Annotated in this window: 19 protein-coding genes; 13 read left to right on the top strand and 6 right to left on the bottom strand. The window is 66.1% G+C overall.

Going from position 1 to position 17,858, the window contains the following annotated elements:
• The first annotated feature begins 417 nt into the window (after window positions 1-417).
• Window positions 418-1,068: an N-acyl amino acid synthase FeeM domain-containing protein gene (locus RVY76_RS17640; protein WP_317377803.1), complete on the top strand. Its 651-nt coding sequence runs from the start codon at window positions 418-420 to the stop codon at window positions 1,066-1,068.
• A 432-nt stretch (window positions 1,069-1,500) separates the two neighbouring features.
• Here RVY76_RS17640 and RVY76_RS17645 read toward each other — a convergent pair whose 3' ends face one another.
• Together RVY76_RS17645 and RVY76_RS17650 are read right to left on the bottom strand one after the other, a co-directional pair.
• Complete coding sequence (locus tag RVY76_RS17645; protein ID WP_317377805.1) at window positions 1,501-2,838, bottom strand: mechanosensitive ion channel domain-containing protein; 1,338 nt, start codon at window positions 2,836-2,838, stop codon at window positions 1,501-1,503.
• A 217-nt stretch (window positions 2,839-3,055) separates the two neighbouring features.
• Window positions 3,056-3,469 (bottom strand): RidA family protein, encoded by a 414-nt coding sequence (locus tag RVY76_RS17650; RefSeq protein ID WP_317377807.1) that lies wholly within the window; start codon window positions 3,467-3,469, stop codon window positions 3,056-3,058.
• A gap of 193 nt (window positions 3,470-3,662) precedes the next feature.
• On the opposite strand from RVY76_RS17650, the gene RVY76_RS17655 reads away from it, so the two are divergent.
• From RVY76_RS17655 to RVY76_RS17690, 8 genes are all read left to right on the top strand, one after another.
• Window positions 3,663-4,655, top strand: a complete 993-nt coding sequence (locus RVY76_RS17655) for an ABC transporter substrate-binding protein (RefSeq protein WP_317377809.1) — start codon at window positions 3,663-3,665, stop codon at window positions 4,653-4,655.
• The gene (locus RVY76_RS17660) at window positions 4,579-5,436 is read left to right on the top strand and encodes an ABC transporter ATP-binding protein (RefSeq protein WP_410796059.1); all 858 of its coding nucleotides are present in this window, start codon (window positions 4,579-4,581) and stop codon (window positions 5,434-5,436) included. Before RVY76_RS17655 ends, RVY76_RS17660 begins: the two co-directional genes overlap by 77 nt.
• 143 nt (window positions 5,437-5,579) lie before the next feature.
• Entirely contained in the window at window positions 5,580-6,386 is an 807-nt protein-coding gene (locus RVY76_RS17665; RefSeq protein WP_317377834.1) for an ABC transporter permease, read from the top strand.
• Window positions 6,386-7,645 carry a cytosine deaminase gene (locus RVY76_RS17670; RefSeq protein ID WP_410796060.1) on the top strand — a complete coding sequence of 420 codons (1,260 nt, stop codon included), beginning with the start codon at window positions 6,386-6,388 and terminating at the stop codon, window positions 7,643-7,645. The genes RVY76_RS17665 and RVY76_RS17670 overlap by 1 nt, the downstream gene beginning before the upstream one ends.
• Window positions 7,642-9,042, top strand: coding sequence for an FAD-binding oxidoreductase (locus RVY76_RS17675; RefSeq protein ID WP_317377815.1), 1,401 nt, complete (start codon window positions 7,642-7,644; stop codon window positions 9,040-9,042). Before RVY76_RS17670 ends, RVY76_RS17675 begins: the two co-directional genes overlap by 4 nt.
• 2 nt (window positions 9,043-9,044) lie before the next feature.
• Complete coding sequence (locus RVY76_RS17680) at window positions 9,045-9,626, top strand: NAD(P)H-dependent oxidoreductase (protein ID WP_317377817.1); 582 nt, start codon at window positions 9,045-9,047, stop codon at window positions 9,624-9,626.
• Window positions 9,626-10,255: an NAD(P)H-dependent oxidoreductase gene (locus RVY76_RS17685; RefSeq protein WP_317377819.1), complete on the top strand. Its 630-nt coding sequence runs from the start codon at window positions 9,626-9,628 to the stop codon at window positions 10,253-10,255. Before RVY76_RS17680 ends, RVY76_RS17685 begins: the two co-directional genes overlap by 1 nt.
• A 142-nt stretch (window positions 10,256-10,397) precedes the next feature.
• Window positions 10,398-11,183, top strand: a complete 786-nt coding sequence (locus RVY76_RS17690; protein WP_317377821.1) for a creatininase family protein — start codon at window positions 10,398-10,400, stop codon at window positions 11,181-11,183.
• Between the two features lie 102 nt (window positions 11,184-11,285).
• Here the strand turns inward: RVY76_RS17690 and RVY76_RS17695 are convergent, their stop codons facing one another.
• Both RVY76_RS17695 and RVY76_RS17700 read right to left on the bottom strand, forming a co-directional pair.
• Complete coding sequence (locus RVY76_RS17695) at window positions 11,286-11,696, bottom strand: globin domain-containing protein (RefSeq protein ID WP_317377823.1); 411 nt, start codon at window positions 11,694-11,696, stop codon at window positions 11,286-11,288.
• Between the two features lie 309 nt (window positions 11,697-12,005).
• A complete protein-coding gene (locus tag RVY76_RS17700) occupies window positions 12,006-12,473 on the bottom strand; it encodes a hypothetical protein (RefSeq protein WP_317377824.1) in 468 nt (155 codons plus the stop codon).
• Between the two features lie 78 nt (window positions 12,474-12,551).
• On the opposite strand from RVY76_RS17700, the gene RVY76_RS17705 reads away from it, so the two are divergent.
• Window positions 12,552-13,001 carry a MarR family winged helix-turn-helix transcriptional regulator gene (locus RVY76_RS17705; RefSeq protein WP_317377826.1) on the top strand — a complete coding sequence of 150 codons (450 nt, stop codon included), beginning with the start codon at window positions 12,552-12,554 and terminating at the stop codon, window positions 12,999-13,001.
• 105 nt (window positions 13,002-13,106) lie between these two features.
• On the opposite strand, the gene RVY76_RS17710 is transcribed toward RVY76_RS17705, so the two are convergent.
• Window positions 13,107-14,174 (bottom strand): SDR family oxidoreductase, encoded by a 1,068-nt coding sequence (locus tag RVY76_RS17710; protein ID WP_317377828.1) that lies wholly within the window; start codon window positions 14,172-14,174, stop codon window positions 13,107-13,109.
• A 96-nt stretch (window positions 14,175-14,270) separates the two neighbouring features.
• Here RVY76_RS17710 and RVY76_RS17715 point away from each other — a divergent pair, with 96 nt between their 5' ends.
• On the top strand, window positions 14,271-14,681 hold the full coding sequence (locus tag RVY76_RS17715) for a helix-turn-helix domain-containing protein (protein ID WP_317377539.1): 411 nt from the start codon (window positions 14,271-14,273) through the stop codon (window positions 14,679-14,681).
• A 125-nt stretch (window positions 14,682-14,806) separates the two neighbouring features.
• Here the strand turns inward: RVY76_RS17715 and RVY76_RS17720 are convergent, their stop codons facing one another.
• Entirely contained in the window at window positions 14,807-15,463 is a 657-nt protein-coding gene (locus RVY76_RS17720) for an SOS response-associated peptidase (RefSeq protein ID WP_317377836.1), read from the bottom strand.
• Window positions 15,464-15,779: 316 nt separating this feature from the next.
• Between RVY76_RS17720 and RVY76_RS17725 the strand changes: the two genes are divergently transcribed.
• Window positions 15,780-16,946, top strand: coding sequence for an acyl-CoA dehydrogenase family protein (locus RVY76_RS17725; protein WP_317377541.1), 1,167 nt, complete (start codon window positions 15,780-15,782; stop codon window positions 16,944-16,946).
• A 175-nt stretch (window positions 16,947-17,121) separates the two neighbouring features.
• Complete coding sequence (locus tag RVY76_RS17730) at window positions 17,122-17,844, top strand: IclR family transcriptional regulator (protein ID WP_317377543.1); 723 nt, start codon at window positions 17,122-17,124, stop codon at window positions 17,842-17,844.
• Window positions 17,845-17,858 lie beyond the last annotated feature (14 nt).

Genomic DNA, 17,858 nt, shown 5'->3' on the forward strand with positions numbered 1-17,858 from the left:
TTATAGTTTGGAATTTCAGCAACATAGAATTTCACGGCAATCTTGTCGGCATATGAAGCCACGCCCGGCGTCCCGAAACAGACACCGGCCCGCGGACCCGGAGCGGGAATCCGCCGTGACCCTCCGCACTCTTGGCAACAAATTGCCGTGATAAAGTCGGCCCTCTTCCCCCGGATTGCCGCGGGTAAAGACCGACTGTACCTCAACTCAGGTGACTGACTGCCTGGACCAGTGATGTGATCGTTGTTCGAAGAGGCTCAGAAATACGGACGAGCGCAACCGTAAAGCGACCTTAGCGCAAGCCTACCTTTTATTAATCGAGCGGTTCTAAGTCAGTAACAGAGATAGCACGGATCGGTTCCAAGGGAATTTAGTGTCTGGACCGAAATATTCTTTTCAAATCCAAGGGAGCTCAACGTGGGCTACGACGCTTTCAACCTTTCGCTGCTTGGCTACAACAGAACCACCGGCTCCTCCGATATTGACCACTTCGTGGCAGAGACGCCGTCCCAGAAGGAAGCCATATATCGCTTCAGATACGACGCCTATGCCAAGTGCGATCTGATCCGGCAGAGCCTCTCCGCCTCTTTGTCGGACTGGCAGGACGACGAACCCGATACGGTCATCTACGGCATCAACTTGCAGGGGCGCCTCGCCGGAACGATCCGCCTGACCCCGCTCCGCGCCGACCAGAAGGCCTGCGCGACCTACGAGATGTTCGGCGACGCGCTCGATCCGATCCTGGAGGCCGGCGGAACGATCGCGGACGGATCGCGTCTGGCCGTTGCATGCGAAGATCCCAAGACCCGGCGTCGGGTCCTCATGTACGCGCTCGGGATCGCGATGGACTTCGCGCGGCACCACTGCGCCAGCCACGGAGCGATCATCGCCCGTCATCGCCATGCACCCTTCTACGAGCGCTACGGCTTCCAGTCCATAAGCGGGCCCTTCGATTACGCCGAGGCGCTGACCCCGCTCTGCCTCATGATCGCGCCCCTGCCGCACGCGGTCGGAGCCGTCCCGGCGCGCAGCCGCTACGACAGCAACGTCGCAATGAGCGCGGCCTGATCGGTATCGCTTGACGTGGTTCGGCACATCCTGTGCCGAATCCACCGGCGCGACGAAATCTTCGCCGCATGAGCCGTTCGGCAGAACAGCTTGCCGGGAACCGGCCATCACGATTGCCGATCAGGATCGGCTCGCCCGCATCCTGATCTCTGCGTGATCGAGCTCGATCTGCCCGCCTCTTCCTTGACGGAACACCTCGATCGAGAAGGGCTTTGTCGCGCGTCCTCCCGGCTACTCTCGTGGATCAAAATGCTCGGACGGCAGATCACCGGGAAGACAACGATTCGCGCTCGAATGCCATCCGAAACCGGGCGGAACCGCATTCACCCCCTCCCGATCATCGTCGTGGCCGGTCACTCAGAGCGGCACTCCCCTCGACAGGCACGACCTCGAAGCACCCCGCCGCCCCAGGCTCCGCGCAGCCGCTCGCCCCTATTCCCGCGGAGCGTCCCGTGCGAGAAGATCGCCGGTCGCCTCCCGCTCGGCCGCGACGAGCGGGATCAGCGCCTTTTCCTCCGACTGGCGGCCGTCGCCTGCCTGTGCATCGGACGCCGCCGTCGATGCCGGGACCGGCTTTTCCTTATGACGTGGCCCCGGCTCCACTCCGGATGCGTTTCCCGACCCTTCGAGCCGGATGCGGTAGGTCGTGTCGGGAATGGCGACACCGGCCGCTTCGATCGCGTCCTTGACCAGCCGGATGGCATCGCCCCGGGCCGTGACGAACCCGGTCTGGTCCTGATCGATCCAGCCGGTCACACGCAGGATCGCCCCCGCCTCGGTGATGTTCTCGATCCAGACCAGCTCCTCGGGGTCGTCGAGAACGAAGGGCTGGGCCTTCAACGCCGCCTGCGCCAGCACGCGCGTCGCCTCGAGATCGGCGTCCGGGTCGATGCCGATATCGAAGCTGAACCGCCGGGCCGGGTTCTGCGTGTAATTCACGATCCGGCCCTTGAAGACCGTGGCGTTCGGGATGCGGACGTGGTTGCCGTCGAGCGAGAGCAGGATCGTCGCACGCGAGGTCAGCCGGATCACGCGGCCCACATCCCCCTCGATCTCGACCAGATCGTTCGGCCTGAAGGGCTGCCGCAGGCTCAGCATGACGGAGGCCACGAAATTCTCCACCGTGTCGCGAACCGCGAATCCGATCGCCAGTCCGACGATGCCCGCAGCGCCTAGGATCGTCCCGAGGAGGGCCGCCGCGCCCAGCAAGTCGAGCGCGACGACGATTCCGACAATGCCGCAGACGACGCGGAAGGCCTGACGGTAGATCCCCGCGATGAACGCATTCGGCGCGAGCCGGTCCCAGAATCGCAGGCGCGCCAGCATCACGCCCAGGACGACGATCGCCCCGAACGCGGCGGCGGCAAGGAAGAAGAGCGGCAGACGCGCGACGAGCTGAGCGATGCGCGCGCGGAAGCGGTCGAATGCCGGGTTGATCTGCTGCGCGATGTCGTCCGATGCGGCCACGGCATTGTTCACGGCCACGACACCTTCCAGACGCCCGGCGATGTCGGCCACGTTCCGGCTGATCGCCGGGTCCGCGATGTCGCCCGACAGCGTGACCACTCCCGCATTGACGGCAACCGCGATCTCGTCGTGATCGAGCGCTCCGACGATCGCGCGGAGACGGCTGGCGATCGCCTCGTCCGTCGGCGCGTTTGCGACCGAAAGAACGCGCGTGCCATCGGGTACCGCCCCGCTTTCCTGTGCGGCGGCCTGCGTCGCCATGGCCGCCGCAAGACAGAGACTGAGAAGAAGACGATGGATCATCGGTTACGGATAGAATGGAGACGGCAGTTTATCCATCCATATCCGCGAACGGTCCCTTCCGAGCACAGGCATCGACGGTCGGACAAGAACCGTTCGCATCACGCTCCGCAACCATTGCGCCCGCGTGATCGCGTGGCCTAGGCGCGCGCCGGCAAGCAGAGCCGGTCGGAACACCCGGAACGCTGACCCGCAAACCGCTCCGCATCCAGACTCCGTTTCAGCGAAGCGCGGCCAGCGCCTCGATCTCGACCAGGAACTCGGGTCTGGTGAACCCGGACACGATCATCAGCGTCGATGCAGGCAGCGGATCGAGGTCGGAGACCCATGCATCGCGAGCCTTCATGTAGTCACCCATATGGGCCCTTTCCGTCACGAAAGCGGAGAGCCTCAGCACATCGGACCGGTCCCCGCCGGCAGCACGCAACAACAGGTCGATATCGCGAAGGATAAGCTCCGCCTGCGCCCGGACACCTTGCGGACAGCTGCCGTCTGCCGCGACGCCCAACCTGCCCGAAAAGACCATGAGCCGACGCCCGGAAGGCGCGATCACCGCTTGCGAATAGGCCCCGAAGGGCGCGGCGATTCCATCGGCATCTACGGCTTCGGAGGCGAGAGGGTCATCTGCATTCATCTCGAAAGGTTACCGACCTGCCTCATGGCTGACCATACGATCGCCCGTGAATCGCGCAGGGATCACCCTTAACGCACAATAAAGCATCAAATGCTCGCAAATGAAGCTGAAATTCGGGCGTGAGCTTGGCGCGGGGCACCGCCGTCGCTTTGGTATCCCCACCTTTCACGCCGGTGCCTCAGAGGACCACATCATGAACCGTCTCGCCTTCTGCGTCGTCCTGCCACTGACCTCCCTGCCCGCGGTTGCACAGGATCTGACGCCCGTCAGTTTCGGCACCAACTGGCTGGCGCAGGCCGAACACGGCGGTTTCTATCAATCCGTGGCCGACGGCACCTACGCCGAATGCGGGCTCGACGTGACCGTCGTTCCGGGTGGGCCGCAGGTCAACAACCGGGCCCTCATGTTGGCCGGTCGGCTCGATTTCCACATGGGCGGCGACATGCTCCAGGCGTTCAACGCCCGCGCGGAAGACATTCCGCTGAAGGTCGTCGCCGCGATCTTCCAGAAACACCCCCAGGCGATCATCTCCCACCCCGATGTCGACAGCTGGGAGGGTCTGAAGGACCTGACGCTGCTGATCGGGGACAACGGCTATCAGAGCTACTACCAGTGGATGATCGCGGCTCACGGCTTCACCGCCGAGCAGCGCGAACCCTATACCTTCAACCCCGCGCCCTTCATCGCCGACGAACAGACCGGCATGCAGGCCTACCTGTCGTCCGAGCCCTACCTGATCGAGAAGGAGGCCGGCTTCACCCCCAATGTCTTCCTGATCGCCGATAACGGCTATGCCAGCTACGCCACGCTGATCGAGACGATGGACGCCACCATCGACGAAACCCCCGATGTCGTGTCCTGTTTCGTCGATGGCAGCATCAAGGGCTGGTACAACTATCTCTACGGCGACAGCGCGGCCGCGGACCAGATGATCCTCGAAGCCAATGCCGACATGACCCAGGACAAGATCGACTACGCCAAGGAAAAGATGATCGAGAACGACATGCTGACCTCGATCGACGCCGTCGAGGGCGGCATCGGCGCGATGTCGGACGAAACGATCGGGGCCTTCTTCGACGACATGGTCGCGGCCGGCGTGATCGCCGAGGATGCTCCTTGGCAGGACAGCTACACGCTCGATTACGTCAACAACAACGTTGGCGCCGATCTCAAGCCCGCCGAGTGATCCGGTGGACCACCCGCACCGAGAACGCCCCGCGCTTCTGTCGCTGTCGCAGGTCACCAAGACCTTCAGCGGCGGCACCGTCGCCCTGCGCGGCATGGACCTGACGCTTCGGGAAGGGGATTTCCTGTCGCTCCTGGGGCCGTCGGGGTGCGGCAAGTCCACGGCTCTCCGCATGATCGCGGGGCTGATGTCGCCCACGCGCGGCCGGATCGACTGGGCCGATGCGCGCCGCTCGGGCGATCTCGGCGTCGTGTTCCAGGAGCCGACCTTGATGCCGTGGGCCACCGTCGCCCAGAACGTCTGGCTGCCGCTGCGCCTGCAGGGGAAAAGCTACGACGAGGTGAAGGACGACGTGCTCGAGGCGCTCAAACTCGTCGGTCTGGACCAGTTCCAGCGATCCTACCCGCGCGAGCTTTCGGGCGGCATGAAGATGCGCGTCTCCATCGCGCGGGCCATGGTCACGAAGCCGCGCCTGATCCTCATGGACGAACCCTTCGCGGCGCTGGACGAGATCACCCGCTTCAAGCTCAACGACGATCTTCTCAAGATGAAGGGACGCACGAATTCCACCGTGATGTTCGTCACGCATTCCGTGATGGAAAGCGTCTATCTGTCGGACCGGATCGTCGTCATGGCCGCCCGCCCCGGCCGCGTCGTCGACGAGATCGCGGTCTCCGAGCCCTATCCCCGCGACGAGAGTTTCCGCACGGAGCCCGCCTACAGCGAGGCCGTTCGCCGCGCCTCCGCGGCGCTGCACGTCGCCATGGAGGACGCCGCATGAGCGATGCCGCAACCCCTGCCCCGTCGCATGGCGCACGCCCCGGCCAACGCCCCGATGTCGCGCCCGAGGCACGACTGACCGATACCCCGCAGGCGGACCGGACGGCCGCGGCCGAGGATCTGACGCTGCCGGATGCCGAAGAGATGGCGCGCCAGCGCAGGCGAAAGCTGGAGATGGTGGGGCGCTGGATCCTGCCCGCGCTCGTGCTGATCGGGTCTCTCTGGCTCTGGGACCGGATCGTCGTCTGGAACGAGATCCCCCATTACATCCTGCCCGGCCCGGGCCTCGTCTGGGAGAGCCTCAGATCCGACTGGGGCATCCTCTTCGAGGCAGCACTGCTCACGGGCCGCATCACGCTGCTGGCGCTCGCCATCGCGATCATCGGCGGTGGCGGTCTCGCGATCCTGTTCAACCAGTCCCGCGCGCTCGAGATGAGCTTCTATCCTTACGCGGTGATCCTGCAGGTCACGCCGGTCGTCGCCATCGCACCGCTGATCTTCATCTACGTCGACAGCAAGACGGCGGGCATGCTGCTCTGTGCCTGGCTGGTGGCGTTCTTTCCGGTTCTGTCCTCCACGACGCTGGGGCTCAACTCCGTGGATAGCGGTCTGCGCGATCTCTTCCGCATCTACGGCGCGACGCGCTGGCAACGGCTGATCCACCTGCAACTGCCCGCCGCCCTGCCCTATTTCCTGGGCGGCCTGAAGATCGCCGGCGGGCTCAGCCTGATCGGCGCGGTCGTGGCCGAGCTGGTCGCGGGGACGGGCGGTGTCGGTGCGGGACTGGCCTCGCGCATCCAGGAGGCCGGCTACCGCCTCAACATCGCGCGGATGTTCGCGGCCTTGGGTCTGGTGGCGGCCATGGGGGTCGTGATCTTCGCGATCCTGTCGCTGATCAGCCACCTGCTCCTTCACAAATGGCACGAATCCGCATTGGCACGCGACAAATGATGGGGTTCCGCACCCTGCCCGAGCCGCCGTTCACCCTTGCGAACGTGACGGTGCCCGCGATCCTCGTCGGCCAGCCGGGCAATCTGCTCCGCACCGATCTGGGCGTCTCCGCCGACGGCCTCGCCGCTCCGGCCGGGACGCGTGTCGACATGGGCGGCGCGATGGTGTTCCCGTGTTTCACCGACATGCACACGCATCTCGACAAGGGCCACATCTGGCCGCGTGCATCCAACCCCGACGGCAGCTTCGCGGGGGCGCTGACGACCGTGAGGGACGACCACGCCAACTGGAGCGAGGACGACCTGACGGCCCGGATATCCTTCGCGCTGCGCTCGGCCCACGCGCATGGAACGGCGGCGATCCGCACGCATCTCGATTCGATGAACGGTCAGTTCAAGCGGTCATGGCCAGTCTTCGATCGTCTGCGCCGTGAATGGGCGGGCCGCATCGAATTGCAGGCCGCCTGCCTCGTCAGTTGCGACGGCGTGTCCCGCGAGGGCGAGTTTCCCGACATCGCCGATACGGTCGCAGAATACGGCGGCGTGCTGGGAATGGTCTCCTATCCCGTACCGGACCTGCAGGATCGGCTGAACCTGTTCTTCGACATGGCGGCCGAGCGCAATCTGGATGCCGATTTCCACGTGGACGAGACGCTCGACCCCGACAGCGAGACCTTGCGCATGATCGCGCGGACGGTGATCGACACCGGCTTCGAGGGTCGCGTGGTCGTGGGCCATTGCTGCTCGCTGTCCGCGCAGGAGGATGCGCGCGCGATGGACACGCTCGATCTCGTGGCCAGGGCCGGGTTGCACGTGGTCAGCCTGCCCATGTGCAACCTCTACCTCCAGGATCGCGGGGCCCGCACGCCGCGACGCCGTGGCGTCACGCTGGTCCACGAGATGCGCGAGCGGGGGATCCCCGTCAGCTTCGCGTCGGACAACACGCGCGATCCATTCTACGCCTATGGCGACCTCGACATGCTCGAAGTCATGCGCGAGGCGACGCGGATCGCCCATCTGGACCATTCCGCCGACGACTGGACGCGCGCCTTCACGACCACGCCGGCAACGACCTGCGCCTTCGGCGCGCGCGATCTCGGCACGGGTTCTCCGGCCGATCTCGTCGTCACCCGCGCGCGCAGCTGGACCGAGCTCTTCGCCCGGCCGCACTCCGACCGGATCGTGCTGCGCGCCGGGCGCGCCATCGACCGCACCCTTCCCGATTACGCCGAACTCGACCCCATCACAGGTGCCCCATGAACATCGACGCCGTTCGCGACGCTCTCAGCCATCTCGATCTCGAGAAATCCAAGGCCGCGATCCGCGCGAAGAGCCGGGACTTCTTCTGGTATTCTCCCGTCCTCAAGGACCGCCTCGACGGGGTGGAAGCCGATCTGGTCGTCTCGCCCCGGTCCGAGGCCGAAGTGATCGAGGTTCTCAAAGCCTGCTACGCCCATGACGTGCCGGTCACGACGCGCGGTGCCGGCACCGGCAATTACGGACAGGCGATGCCGCTGGCCGGCGGCTGCGTCATGCACCTCCAGCACATGAACGCGGTCAGGGAGGTCCATCCCGGCCGCGTGATCGTCGAGCCCGGCTGCCTGCTCAAGGATCTCGATGCGGAATGCAAGGCGCAGTCCGGACAGGAAATCCGCATGTTTTCCTCCACCTGGGCCACGGCGACCATCGGGGGCTTCATCGCCGGCGGCTCCGGCGGCGTCGGATCGGTCCACTGGGGCAACCTGCGCGATCTGGGCAACATCATCCGCCTGCGCGTCGTGACCATGGAGGCGGAGCCCCGCATCCTCGAATTCCGCGGCGAGGAGCTGGCCCGCGTCAGCCATGCCTACGGCACCAACGGCATCATCACCGAGATCGAGATCCCCCTCGCCCCCGCATATGACTGGGTCGAGCTGTTCGTGACGCTGGACGACTTCCCGTCGGCCTCCCGCTTCGCGCTCGATCTCGCCCGCGAAAGCGGCATCCTGTCGAAACTGGTTTCCGTCTACGAGGCCCCGACGGCCCATTCCTACTTCCCGCGCATCCAGCCTCACGTGACACCCGGCAGCCAGCTGATCGGGTTGATGATCGCGCCCCATTCCATGGACGGGTTCGAGACCTTCCTGGCCCGTCGCGGCGATGCCAAGGTGATCTGGAACAGCCAGGTCGGCGGTTGGGACAGGCAGCCCGGCACGGTGTTCGAATACGGCTGGAACCACACCACCCTGCGCGCCCTGCGGGTCGATCCGTCGATCACCTACCTCCAGGTGCGGTACGGCGAGGCCGACCCCGTCGAGCAGGTCGAACGCATCCGCGCGCGGCTCTCTCCCGAAGTATTGCAACATCTCGAGGTCCTGCGCGACGCCGGACGTCCGATCTTCGCCGGCCTGAGCCTCGTGAAGTTCACCACCGAAGACCGCCTGAACGAGATCGTCGAAATCCACGAATCCGAAGGGGCGATGATCTTCAATCCCCATCGCTACACCCTGGAGGAAGGCGGACGTCAGAGGGTCGACGACCGCCAGCTCGCCTTCAAGCGCGAGGCCGACCCCAAGGGCCTTCTGAACCCCGGCAAGATGATATCCTGGGACCAGCCGGCCTGGAGCTACGACCGGATGTACGCCTTCGACCGCCTGCGGAGGGTCGCCGCCGAATAGCCATGACGCGCGCGCTTGTCCTCTTCGCCCATCCCTGCCCGGAAAGCTTCTCGGCGGCCTTGCACACGACCGTGGTCGACACCCTGGCCGCGCGCGGCTGGGAGGTGGACGATTGCGATCTGAACGCCGAGGGCTTCGACCCCGTCCTGCGCGAGGCCGAACGGCGGACCTATCACGAGGTCGGCTCCAATCGCATGCCGGTCGCGCGGTATGTCGCGCGTCTGGAGGCGGCGGAGGCCCTCGTCATGGTCTTTCCGGTCTGGAACTTCGGCTACCCGGCGATCCTCAAGGGGTTTCTCGACCGGGTATTCCTTCCCGGCGTGTCCTTCACGCTCGATGGCGGTCATGTCCGCCCGAACCTGACCCGGATCCGCCGCATCGCCGCCGTGACCAGCTACGGCGGAAACCGCATCCGGGCGCGTCTCACCTCCGACCCGCCGCGGCGGCACTTCACCCGGGCGCTCTGGCATGTCTGCCGCCCGGAAAAGACGCGGTACCTCGCGCTCTACGGCATGAACACGGCCAGCGATGCGCGGCGGGGCGCGTTCCTCAACCGTGTCCGCCGAGAGATGGACTCGTTCTGATGCGCGCGCTCGTGATCTTCTGCCACCCCCGCCGCGACAGCTTCAACGGTGCGGTGCTCGACCGCGTGATGGAACACCTGACCGATGCCGGGGCCGAGATCCGCGTCCGCGACCTCTACCGCGACGGGTTCACGCCCCAGCTCACCGAAGCCGAATGGACCGGTTACGAGAACGACGTGACGAATACGGCCCCCGTCCAATCCGACGTGGACGATCTGCGCTGGTGCACCGCGCTGATCTTCGTCTACCCGACATGGTGGTACGGGCTTCCGGCCGTCCTGAAAGGCTGGCTCGACCGCGTCCTGCTGCCGGGCGTCGCGTTCCACATGCCCTCCTCCGAAGGCCGGGACATCGCCCCCGGTCTGACGCATATCCGGCATCTTGCCGTCTTCACCACCTGCGGCGCGTCGCGCTGGCTGACGCTGTTCGTCGGCGCCCCCGGCAAGCGCACGATCCTGCGCGGGGTGCGCCTGCTCTGCGCGCGGCGCTGTCGCACGCAGTTCGCCGCGCATTACCTGATGGACAGCTCGACCCCCGCCACGCGCGCCGCCCACCTGGCACGGATCGACCGGCGCATGGCGAAACTCCTCCGTGGCGATCGTGCGTCCGCGCACGTGGCCACGGCATGACCGCACCGGCCGGAGGCGTCCTTTCGCGATCCGGACCCCGATTCGCCGCCGCCCCCCGGCACGGCGACCACCGATACACCCACGATCACGATGGCGGGCCATCCCGGCACCTGCCTGAAAGCCACACAGACGGAGAACCAAGATGAGCGCACGCGACTGGGCCCATATCGGCCGGGCGGAATTCGAACGCGGACTGCCGGACGACACGGTGGCGATCCTTCCGACCGCCGCGATCGAGCAGCACGGCCCGCACCTTCCCGTCGGTGTCGACACCCTGATCATGAACGGCATGCTCGACCGTCTCCGCGCGACCTGCCCCGACGATCTTAATGTCGTGATCCTGCCGGTGCAGGCCGTCGGCAAATCGAACGAGCATCTCGACGTTCCCGGCACGCTGACGCTCGACGCGGCAACGGCCCTGTCGTCCTGGACCCAGATCGGATTGTCGATCGCGCGGGCGGGCGTGCGGCGGGTGGCGCTCGCCAACAGCCACGGCGGCAATCTCGATCTGGTCTCCATCCTCTCGCGAGAGCTGCGGGTCCAGGCCGGAATGCTGGCGGTAAAGTTCCAATGGGGTGCCTTCGGCACGCCACCGGGGATGTTTTCCGACCGTGAGAAAAGCTTCGGAATTCACGGGGGCGACTACGAGACGTCGGTGATGCTCCACCTGCACCCGGATCTCGTGGACATGAAATCCGCACGTGATTTCGTCTCCGCTGCCGAATCCTGGGACATCCTTCCGACCGGTCCGATCTCGCGGGGATGGATGGCGTCCGATCTCTCCGATGCCGGGACGGTCGGCGAGGCCCATCTCGCGACACCGGAAAAGGGTCGAAAGGCGCTCGAACATCAGGTCGAAGGCGCGCTGAGCTTGCTCAGGCAGATCGCAACGACCCGGATCGATGCGATCGCGCCGTGCAAGGGCTGACGCCCTCTGTCGCGACCGGACACGGAATTTCGCGGCAGGAACCGTCGATGACCGTAGGGACCCGCATGTGTCGGCCGGGGCGCACCGCCCCGGATCGTCACCTCAGGAGGAATCCACCCTTTCGCGAAGTTCGGCGGCAAGCGCGGGCGTCATGATCGCCGAAACCCGGCCATAGGCCAGACGCCATGCTTCGGCCTCGGCGGCCGAAAGCCCGCCCGGTGCCTCGGCTTCGAGCGCGCCGATCAGCACCTCGCCCAACAGGGGCATGTGATGCGGCAAGGCCCCATAGCGGGCATGGCGCTGCGCGAGTGCGACGAGGCTGGCCTCCAGACGCTCGTCGTGGTGGATCTCCTTCACGACCCAGACCAGCGTGGCGTCGAACTTCTCCTGCTGCGGCCGCATCTCCTCGGAGAACAGGCTCCGGATCTCGGGCACCCGTGCAAAGAGATCCTGATAGAATCGCTTTCCGATTCGACCCTTCGCCGCAAAGATGCGTGCGAGGCTGGATGTCATGAGTTTCTTCTGTTCCGACTGCATCGGTGCAAACCCCGAATGGCAAGTTGCTCACGATCACGCGGTCGAGTGTGACTCCCTTCCCTTAACGAGAAATTTATTCGTGACAATTTGTCGCGCCCTGCCTTCGGCGACGCTTGCCGCCCAGCAGGTCTGACGACGGCCTGCCAAGCCCCCCCGCCCGCGCCTGTCAGACCCTTGATCGCGGGCGATCAGCCCGGCGACGACCCCGGAGCCCCGGCGCTTCCGGACAGCATTCCGGCCCTCTGGCAACCACGTCCAAAGGCTGCAGTCAGGCCCGCCTCGCCCTCAGGCGACGGCCTTTCCCGACCGTGTCCGCCGGGCCCGCATCGCCAGTCCCGCCCGCATGTTCAGGGCGAGCAGGACGATGTTCACCGCCCCCGCGGCCAGTTCGATGATCTGCACGAGGGCGAAGGTCGCGTCGAAAAGCCCGGCCTGCGCGCGCAATCCGAGGAACACGGCGGAGGGGACGAGAACGATCAGGCCGTTCGCCGCGATGAGGATCATCCGGCGACGCTTGGCGCGGATGATGGGGGCGCTGGAACGCCCGGCGAGCCGTGCGCCGCTCGCCCCCGTGGCGATCATCGCGATCACGAGAGTCGGCACCGCATAGAGGACCGCGGTGCGAACGGCGACAATTCCGGCGGTGGTAAGGGCGAGTTCGGCGGTCAACGCCGAAACCCAGAAGGTTCCGATGATCAGAAGCGCCGCGGCACCGGCGATACCATGCAACGCGACAAGGGCAGTCCGGGGCATGTCGGCCTCCATTTAAATAGCATCCTATGTTTCTTCCTAAGGATGGACAGCACGCTATGCAAGAACTATCTTCCGATCATGGCCAACGACACCTTCGACCGAACCCGTTCGGCGGGATACCTCGCCAACCACCTGGCCCGGCTCTTCGCGCAGCGTCTGCACGAGCGTATCAGGCCGCTCGGCCTCGCCCCCGCGCAGTTCATGACGCTGCTGGAGCTATGGGAGGGGGACGGCCTGACGCAGCGCGATCTGTTCGAACGTCTCGATGTCGAACAGGCGACCATGGCGAACACCCTCGTCAGGATGGAGCGGGACGGATTGATCGAGCGCCGCGCCCACGCGACGGATGCCCGTGCGAAAACGATCCACCTCACGCAACGGGCGCGCGACCTGCGCGGCCCGGCGCAGGCCGCCGCGCGGGAGGTGAACGCCATGGCGCTCGGGCATCTCGATGGCGACGACCTCGATCTCTTCGTGTCCACCATGCGCCGCGCGGTCGAGAGGCTGAAGGCGGGAGGCGCCGGCTAGCCCACGCGCCATCGCGGCCGCGTCGTGGCCCGTCTCGATCGGATGCGCCGCGAGCGTTCCGGCTTGGGGCGGTCGGCCAGGACCCACCGCCCCCATGCTTTCCGCTCAGTTCTTCGGCAGGATGCCGTCGGCCCGGAGGCGGTCGAACAGATCGTAGAACGACCGGTCCGAGGCGATATAGCCGGTGAAGCCCATCTCCCGGCTCTTGCCCATATCGGTGACGACCTCGATCGGGCGACCCAGATCGGCATCGGTATGCCACGGAGAGGCGAGGCGGCTCAGATCGCGCTCGGCCAGTCCGTGGCGATCTGCGATCCCGGCCCAGACCTCGGCATCGTCCGCCATCTGCCGTTCGAGCGGGCGTTCCGTGCCGTCGAACTCTTCCGCCTCGATGCCGAACCATTCGGCGATGCGGCCCCACATCCAGCTCCAACGAAAGACGTCGCCGTTGACCACGTTGAAGTCCTCGTTCCGCGCCTCGGGGGTCGTGGCCGCCCATGCCATCTGCGCGGCGAGCTGCCGCGCGTCGGTCATGTCGGTGAGCGATTCCCATTGCACCTGCGAGCCCGGAAAGCGGAAGGGCCGCCCCGTCTCGCGACAGATCGTGGCATAGACGGCCAGCGTCTGCCCCATGTTCATCGCGTTGCCGATCGCCTTGCCGATGACCGTATGCGGGCGATGGACGCTCCAGCCGAAGCCGTCACGCTCGGCCGCCGCAAAAAGCTCGTCCTCCTGCGCATAGTAGAAGTTGTCGACATCCAGCCGGCCCTGGTTCTCGCGGAACGGCGTCTTGGGAAGCTCGCCCTTGCCGTAGGCCTCGAAGGGCCCGAGGTAATGCTTGAGCCCGGTGGCCAGCGCGACATGCTCGACCGAGCTCTTGCCGCGCAGCGCATCGAAGAGATTGCGCAGCATCAGGGAATTGACGCGGATGTTCTCCGCCTCGGTGTCCATCCTCAGCCATGTCGTCAGGAAGACATGCGTGGGGTCCACGCCTTCCAGCGCCCGGCCAAGGCTGTCGGGGTCCAGCAGATCGGCCGCGACGGGGGTGACCCCGTCCATCTCCTTCGGCGTCCGGGCAAGGCCGAAGACCTCCCAGCCTTCGGTCACCAGCCTGTCCGCGAGGGCGCTGCCCTGGATTCCGGTGACACCGACCACCAATGCGCGTTTCGTCATGTCGTTCTCTCCATTCGTTTCCCGATCCGACCTAGGCACCCCGACGCACCTGCGCTAGACGGCACCGAAATGGGACGTAGGCACCTGGAGGTAACCATGCGGCAGGGCAGCGACGAACGGGAATGGCGCGAGGATTGCGCGCCGCGACGGGTGCTCGACATCTTCTCGACGAAATGGACCAGCATGATCCTGCACACGCTCGACGCGCTGCATGACGGAGAGGCCCGCACCGGCGTCCTGCAGCGAAGCCTTCCGGGGATCTCCAAGAAGATGCTCGTCCAGACCCTGCGCGAGATGGAGGCCAGCGGCCTGATCGAACGCCATGTCGAAAGCGCCGTCCCCCCGGCCGTGCGCTACAGTCTGACGCCGCTCGGCCACCGCTTCGTGGGCCTCATCGACCTGGTCTACGATTGGGGCCGGATGAACGCGGATGCCCTCGACGCGCTGCAAAGCCGCGACCGGTCCCGCAAGGATGCCCAACCAAAGTCGGCACCGACCGGCGCCTGAACGCACAGCCGCCACCGGCGACACGGATCGCGCCGATGACCGGGCCGCCCGACAGCGATCCTCACCGCACGTCGAAGCTGCGCATCGCTGCCCGGCCGCGCAATCCTGCCCCGGCCCGCGTTCCCCTACCCTTCCCCGTCGCGCCGTTCGCCCTCCGCGACGATTTCCAGCACGTCGTCGGGCAGCGGCCGCTGCAGCGCCTTCGCCTCGTCGAACGGCGCGGTCAGCCAGGTCTCCCACTCCTCGGGCTCGGTCAGGATGAGCGGCATGGCCTTGGGATGGATCGCACCCACGACCGCATTCGCCTCCGTGGTGAGAAACCCGTAGAGCTCCGCCGTCACCTCGCCCTCCTTCACCTTTCTCACGCTCGTCCATTCGGTCCAGATGCCCGCGAAGAACATGAGCGGCCGGTCCTCTCCGCGCGCGAACCAGACCGGCGTCCGGCTCCTGTCCTTTTCGACGCGATACTCCGAAAAGCTCGTGAACGGCACGAGGCAGCGATGCTCCGGCCCGAGCCAGCGCCGCCAATGCGACGATCCGAGATTGCGCACGTTGGTCACGCCCGGATCGGTCTTGCGGTTCTTCAACGCGAAGGCCGGCGACGGCATCCCCCACCGCATCATCGCAAGCTCGCGCCCCTCCCGTCCCTCGCGCACCACCGGTGCCGCCTGATCGGGAAAGATCGCGGGCTGCGGCGCGAGGTTGCCGGTCCGGTCGACCATCGCCCCCGCGATCTCGAGGATCGCGGCCTGCCCCTTGGTCAGTGAATAAAGATTGCAGATGGCTCGATCCTCCTCCGTCCGGGGCGCGCGCGCCCCCGTCGCGCCGAAAACCGGATGCGTCGCGCTCCCACGCTGCCCGTCCGCGCAGACTTTTGGAAGGCCTCCTGCCCAATCGCGCGCCCCACGGCCTTCGACGGCACGAAAATCGCCCTCGCGGCGCGAACGCGTCCGAACTCGCCCGCCCTTCATAAGCCGCCGACGCCCCCGGACCGGTCTCCCGCAACGATCCCAGGGGGGCGGACATCGCGCCTTCCGTCGGAATGCCCGCCTTTCTATGGTGCATGGCAAATCCCCCTGTTCCCGGAAGGATCACGTCATGGATTTCGAACTTACCGAGGATCAGGTCGCCATCGTCGATACCGTCGGGCGCATCTGCCGGAAATTCGGCGACGAATACTGGCTGGAAAAGGACAGGACCGGCGGATTTCCGACCGATTTCTACGATGCGCTCGCCAGCGAGGGCTGGCTGGGGATCTGCACGGCCGAGGAACATGGCGGCGCGGGGCTCGGCGTGGCGGAGGCCGCGATCATGATGCGGACCATCGCGGCCTCGGGGGCCGGGCTTTCGGGGGCATCGGCGATCCACATCAACATATTCGGGCTGAAACCCGTCGAACTCCACGGCACGCCCGGGCAGAAGGACCGGATGCTCCGGCCCATGACCGAAGGGCGGACCAAGTCCTGTTTCGGCGTGACCGAACCAAATACCGGTCTGAACACCACCCAGCTCAAGCTTCGCGCCGAAAGGCGGGGGGATCGGTACGTCGTCAACGGGCAGAAGGTCTGGATCTCGACCGCGCAGGTGGCCGATCGCATATTGCTTCTCGCCCGGACGACCCCTCTCGAGGAGGTGGGAAAACCGACCGAGGGGCTCTCGCTGTTCTACACCCCGATGGATCGCGACCGCATCAGGGTGCGCGAGATCGAGAAGATGGGCCGGAAGGCCGTCGATTCGAACGAGCTCTTCTTCGAGGATTTCGAGATCCCGCAGGAGGACCTCATCGGCGAGGAAGGGGCCGGGTTCGGCTACATCCTGCACGGGCTGAACCCCGAACGCATCCTGATCGCCGCCGAGGCGGTGGGGCTCGGCATGGTCGCGATCGAGCGGGCCGCCAGCTACGCGAACGAACGGCATGTCTTCGACCGGCCCATCGGCAAGAACCAGTCGATCCAGCATCCGCTCGCGATCTGCCGCTCGGAACTTGAGGCCGCCTGGCTGATGGTGCTCAAGGCGGCATGGGAATTCGACACCGGCAGGCCCTGCGGCGCGACGGCCAACATGGCGAAATACCTCGCCGGCGAAGCCGGGTTCAACGCCTGCCAGCAAGCGGTCATGACCCATGGCGGGTTCGGCTATGCCAAGGAATACCATGTCGAACGCTACCTGCGCGAAAGCCTGATCCCCCGGATCGCACCGGTTTCGCCGCAACTGGCGCTCTGCTACATCGCCGAGCGCGTGCTGGGGCTGCCCAAGTCCTACTGACGCACGGGCCGGGCCTGCGGGCCGCGCTGCCGTCTCCTCGCGGAACACCGCACGCCATCGGTGTCGCCACGGTCGGTATTCCCGTCCGACGGGAACGCCGTTCTGTCTTACACTGAAATGTCTGTTCTGCTAAACAGAACGCCAATCCCCTCACCCGAAGCTTGTGGACCCGCCCATGACATCTGAAACGACGGAAAAGGCATCCCGCGGCGTCGCCGCCGTGGATCGCGCCCTTTCGATCGTCGCGGCACTCGAAGCCAGCGACATGCCGCGCAATCTCTCCGAACTCTCCCGCGCCACCGGGCTCTACAAGAGCACGATCCTGCGCCTGCTCGAGTCGCTCCTGGATGCCGGATACGTCATCCGCGTCGACGAGGCGAAATACGCCCTCGGGCCCGCCGTGCTGCAGCTGGGAATGTCCTACGAGCGGACCAACCCGCTCAAGCACTACATCTTTCCGATCTTCGAACGGCTGGTCGCCGCCGATGTCGAAAGCCCGTCCTTCCACGTCCGCCAGACCGAGGCCGAGCGGCTGTGCCTGTTCCGCATGAACTCCAACCATTCCACGCTCGACCGCGTCCGCGAGGGGGATCGCCTTCCGATCGGCCGCGGCGCGGCGGGCAAGGTGCTGATCGCATTCGGCGCGACCGGGCAACCGGGCGAGGAATTCGACCGGATCCGCGAAAGCGGCATCGCGCTGTCGCTGGGCGAGCGGGACAAGCTCTGCGCGGGCATGGCGGCCCCGGTCTTCGCCGGGCGCAACAGGCTGATCGGCGCGCTGTCGCTTTCCGGCCCGCGGGAACGCTTCGCCCCCGACGATGTCGCACGGATGACGCCGCTCCTCACCTCGGCGGCGAGCGAGCTCAGCACCGGGCTCGGCGGGAAGTTCCCGTACTGAACCCGATCGTCACC

This window comes from Palleronia sp. LCG004, assembly GCF_032931615.1.
GTDB lineage: Bacteria > Pseudomonadota > Alphaproteobacteria > Rhodobacterales > Rhodobacteraceae > Palleronia.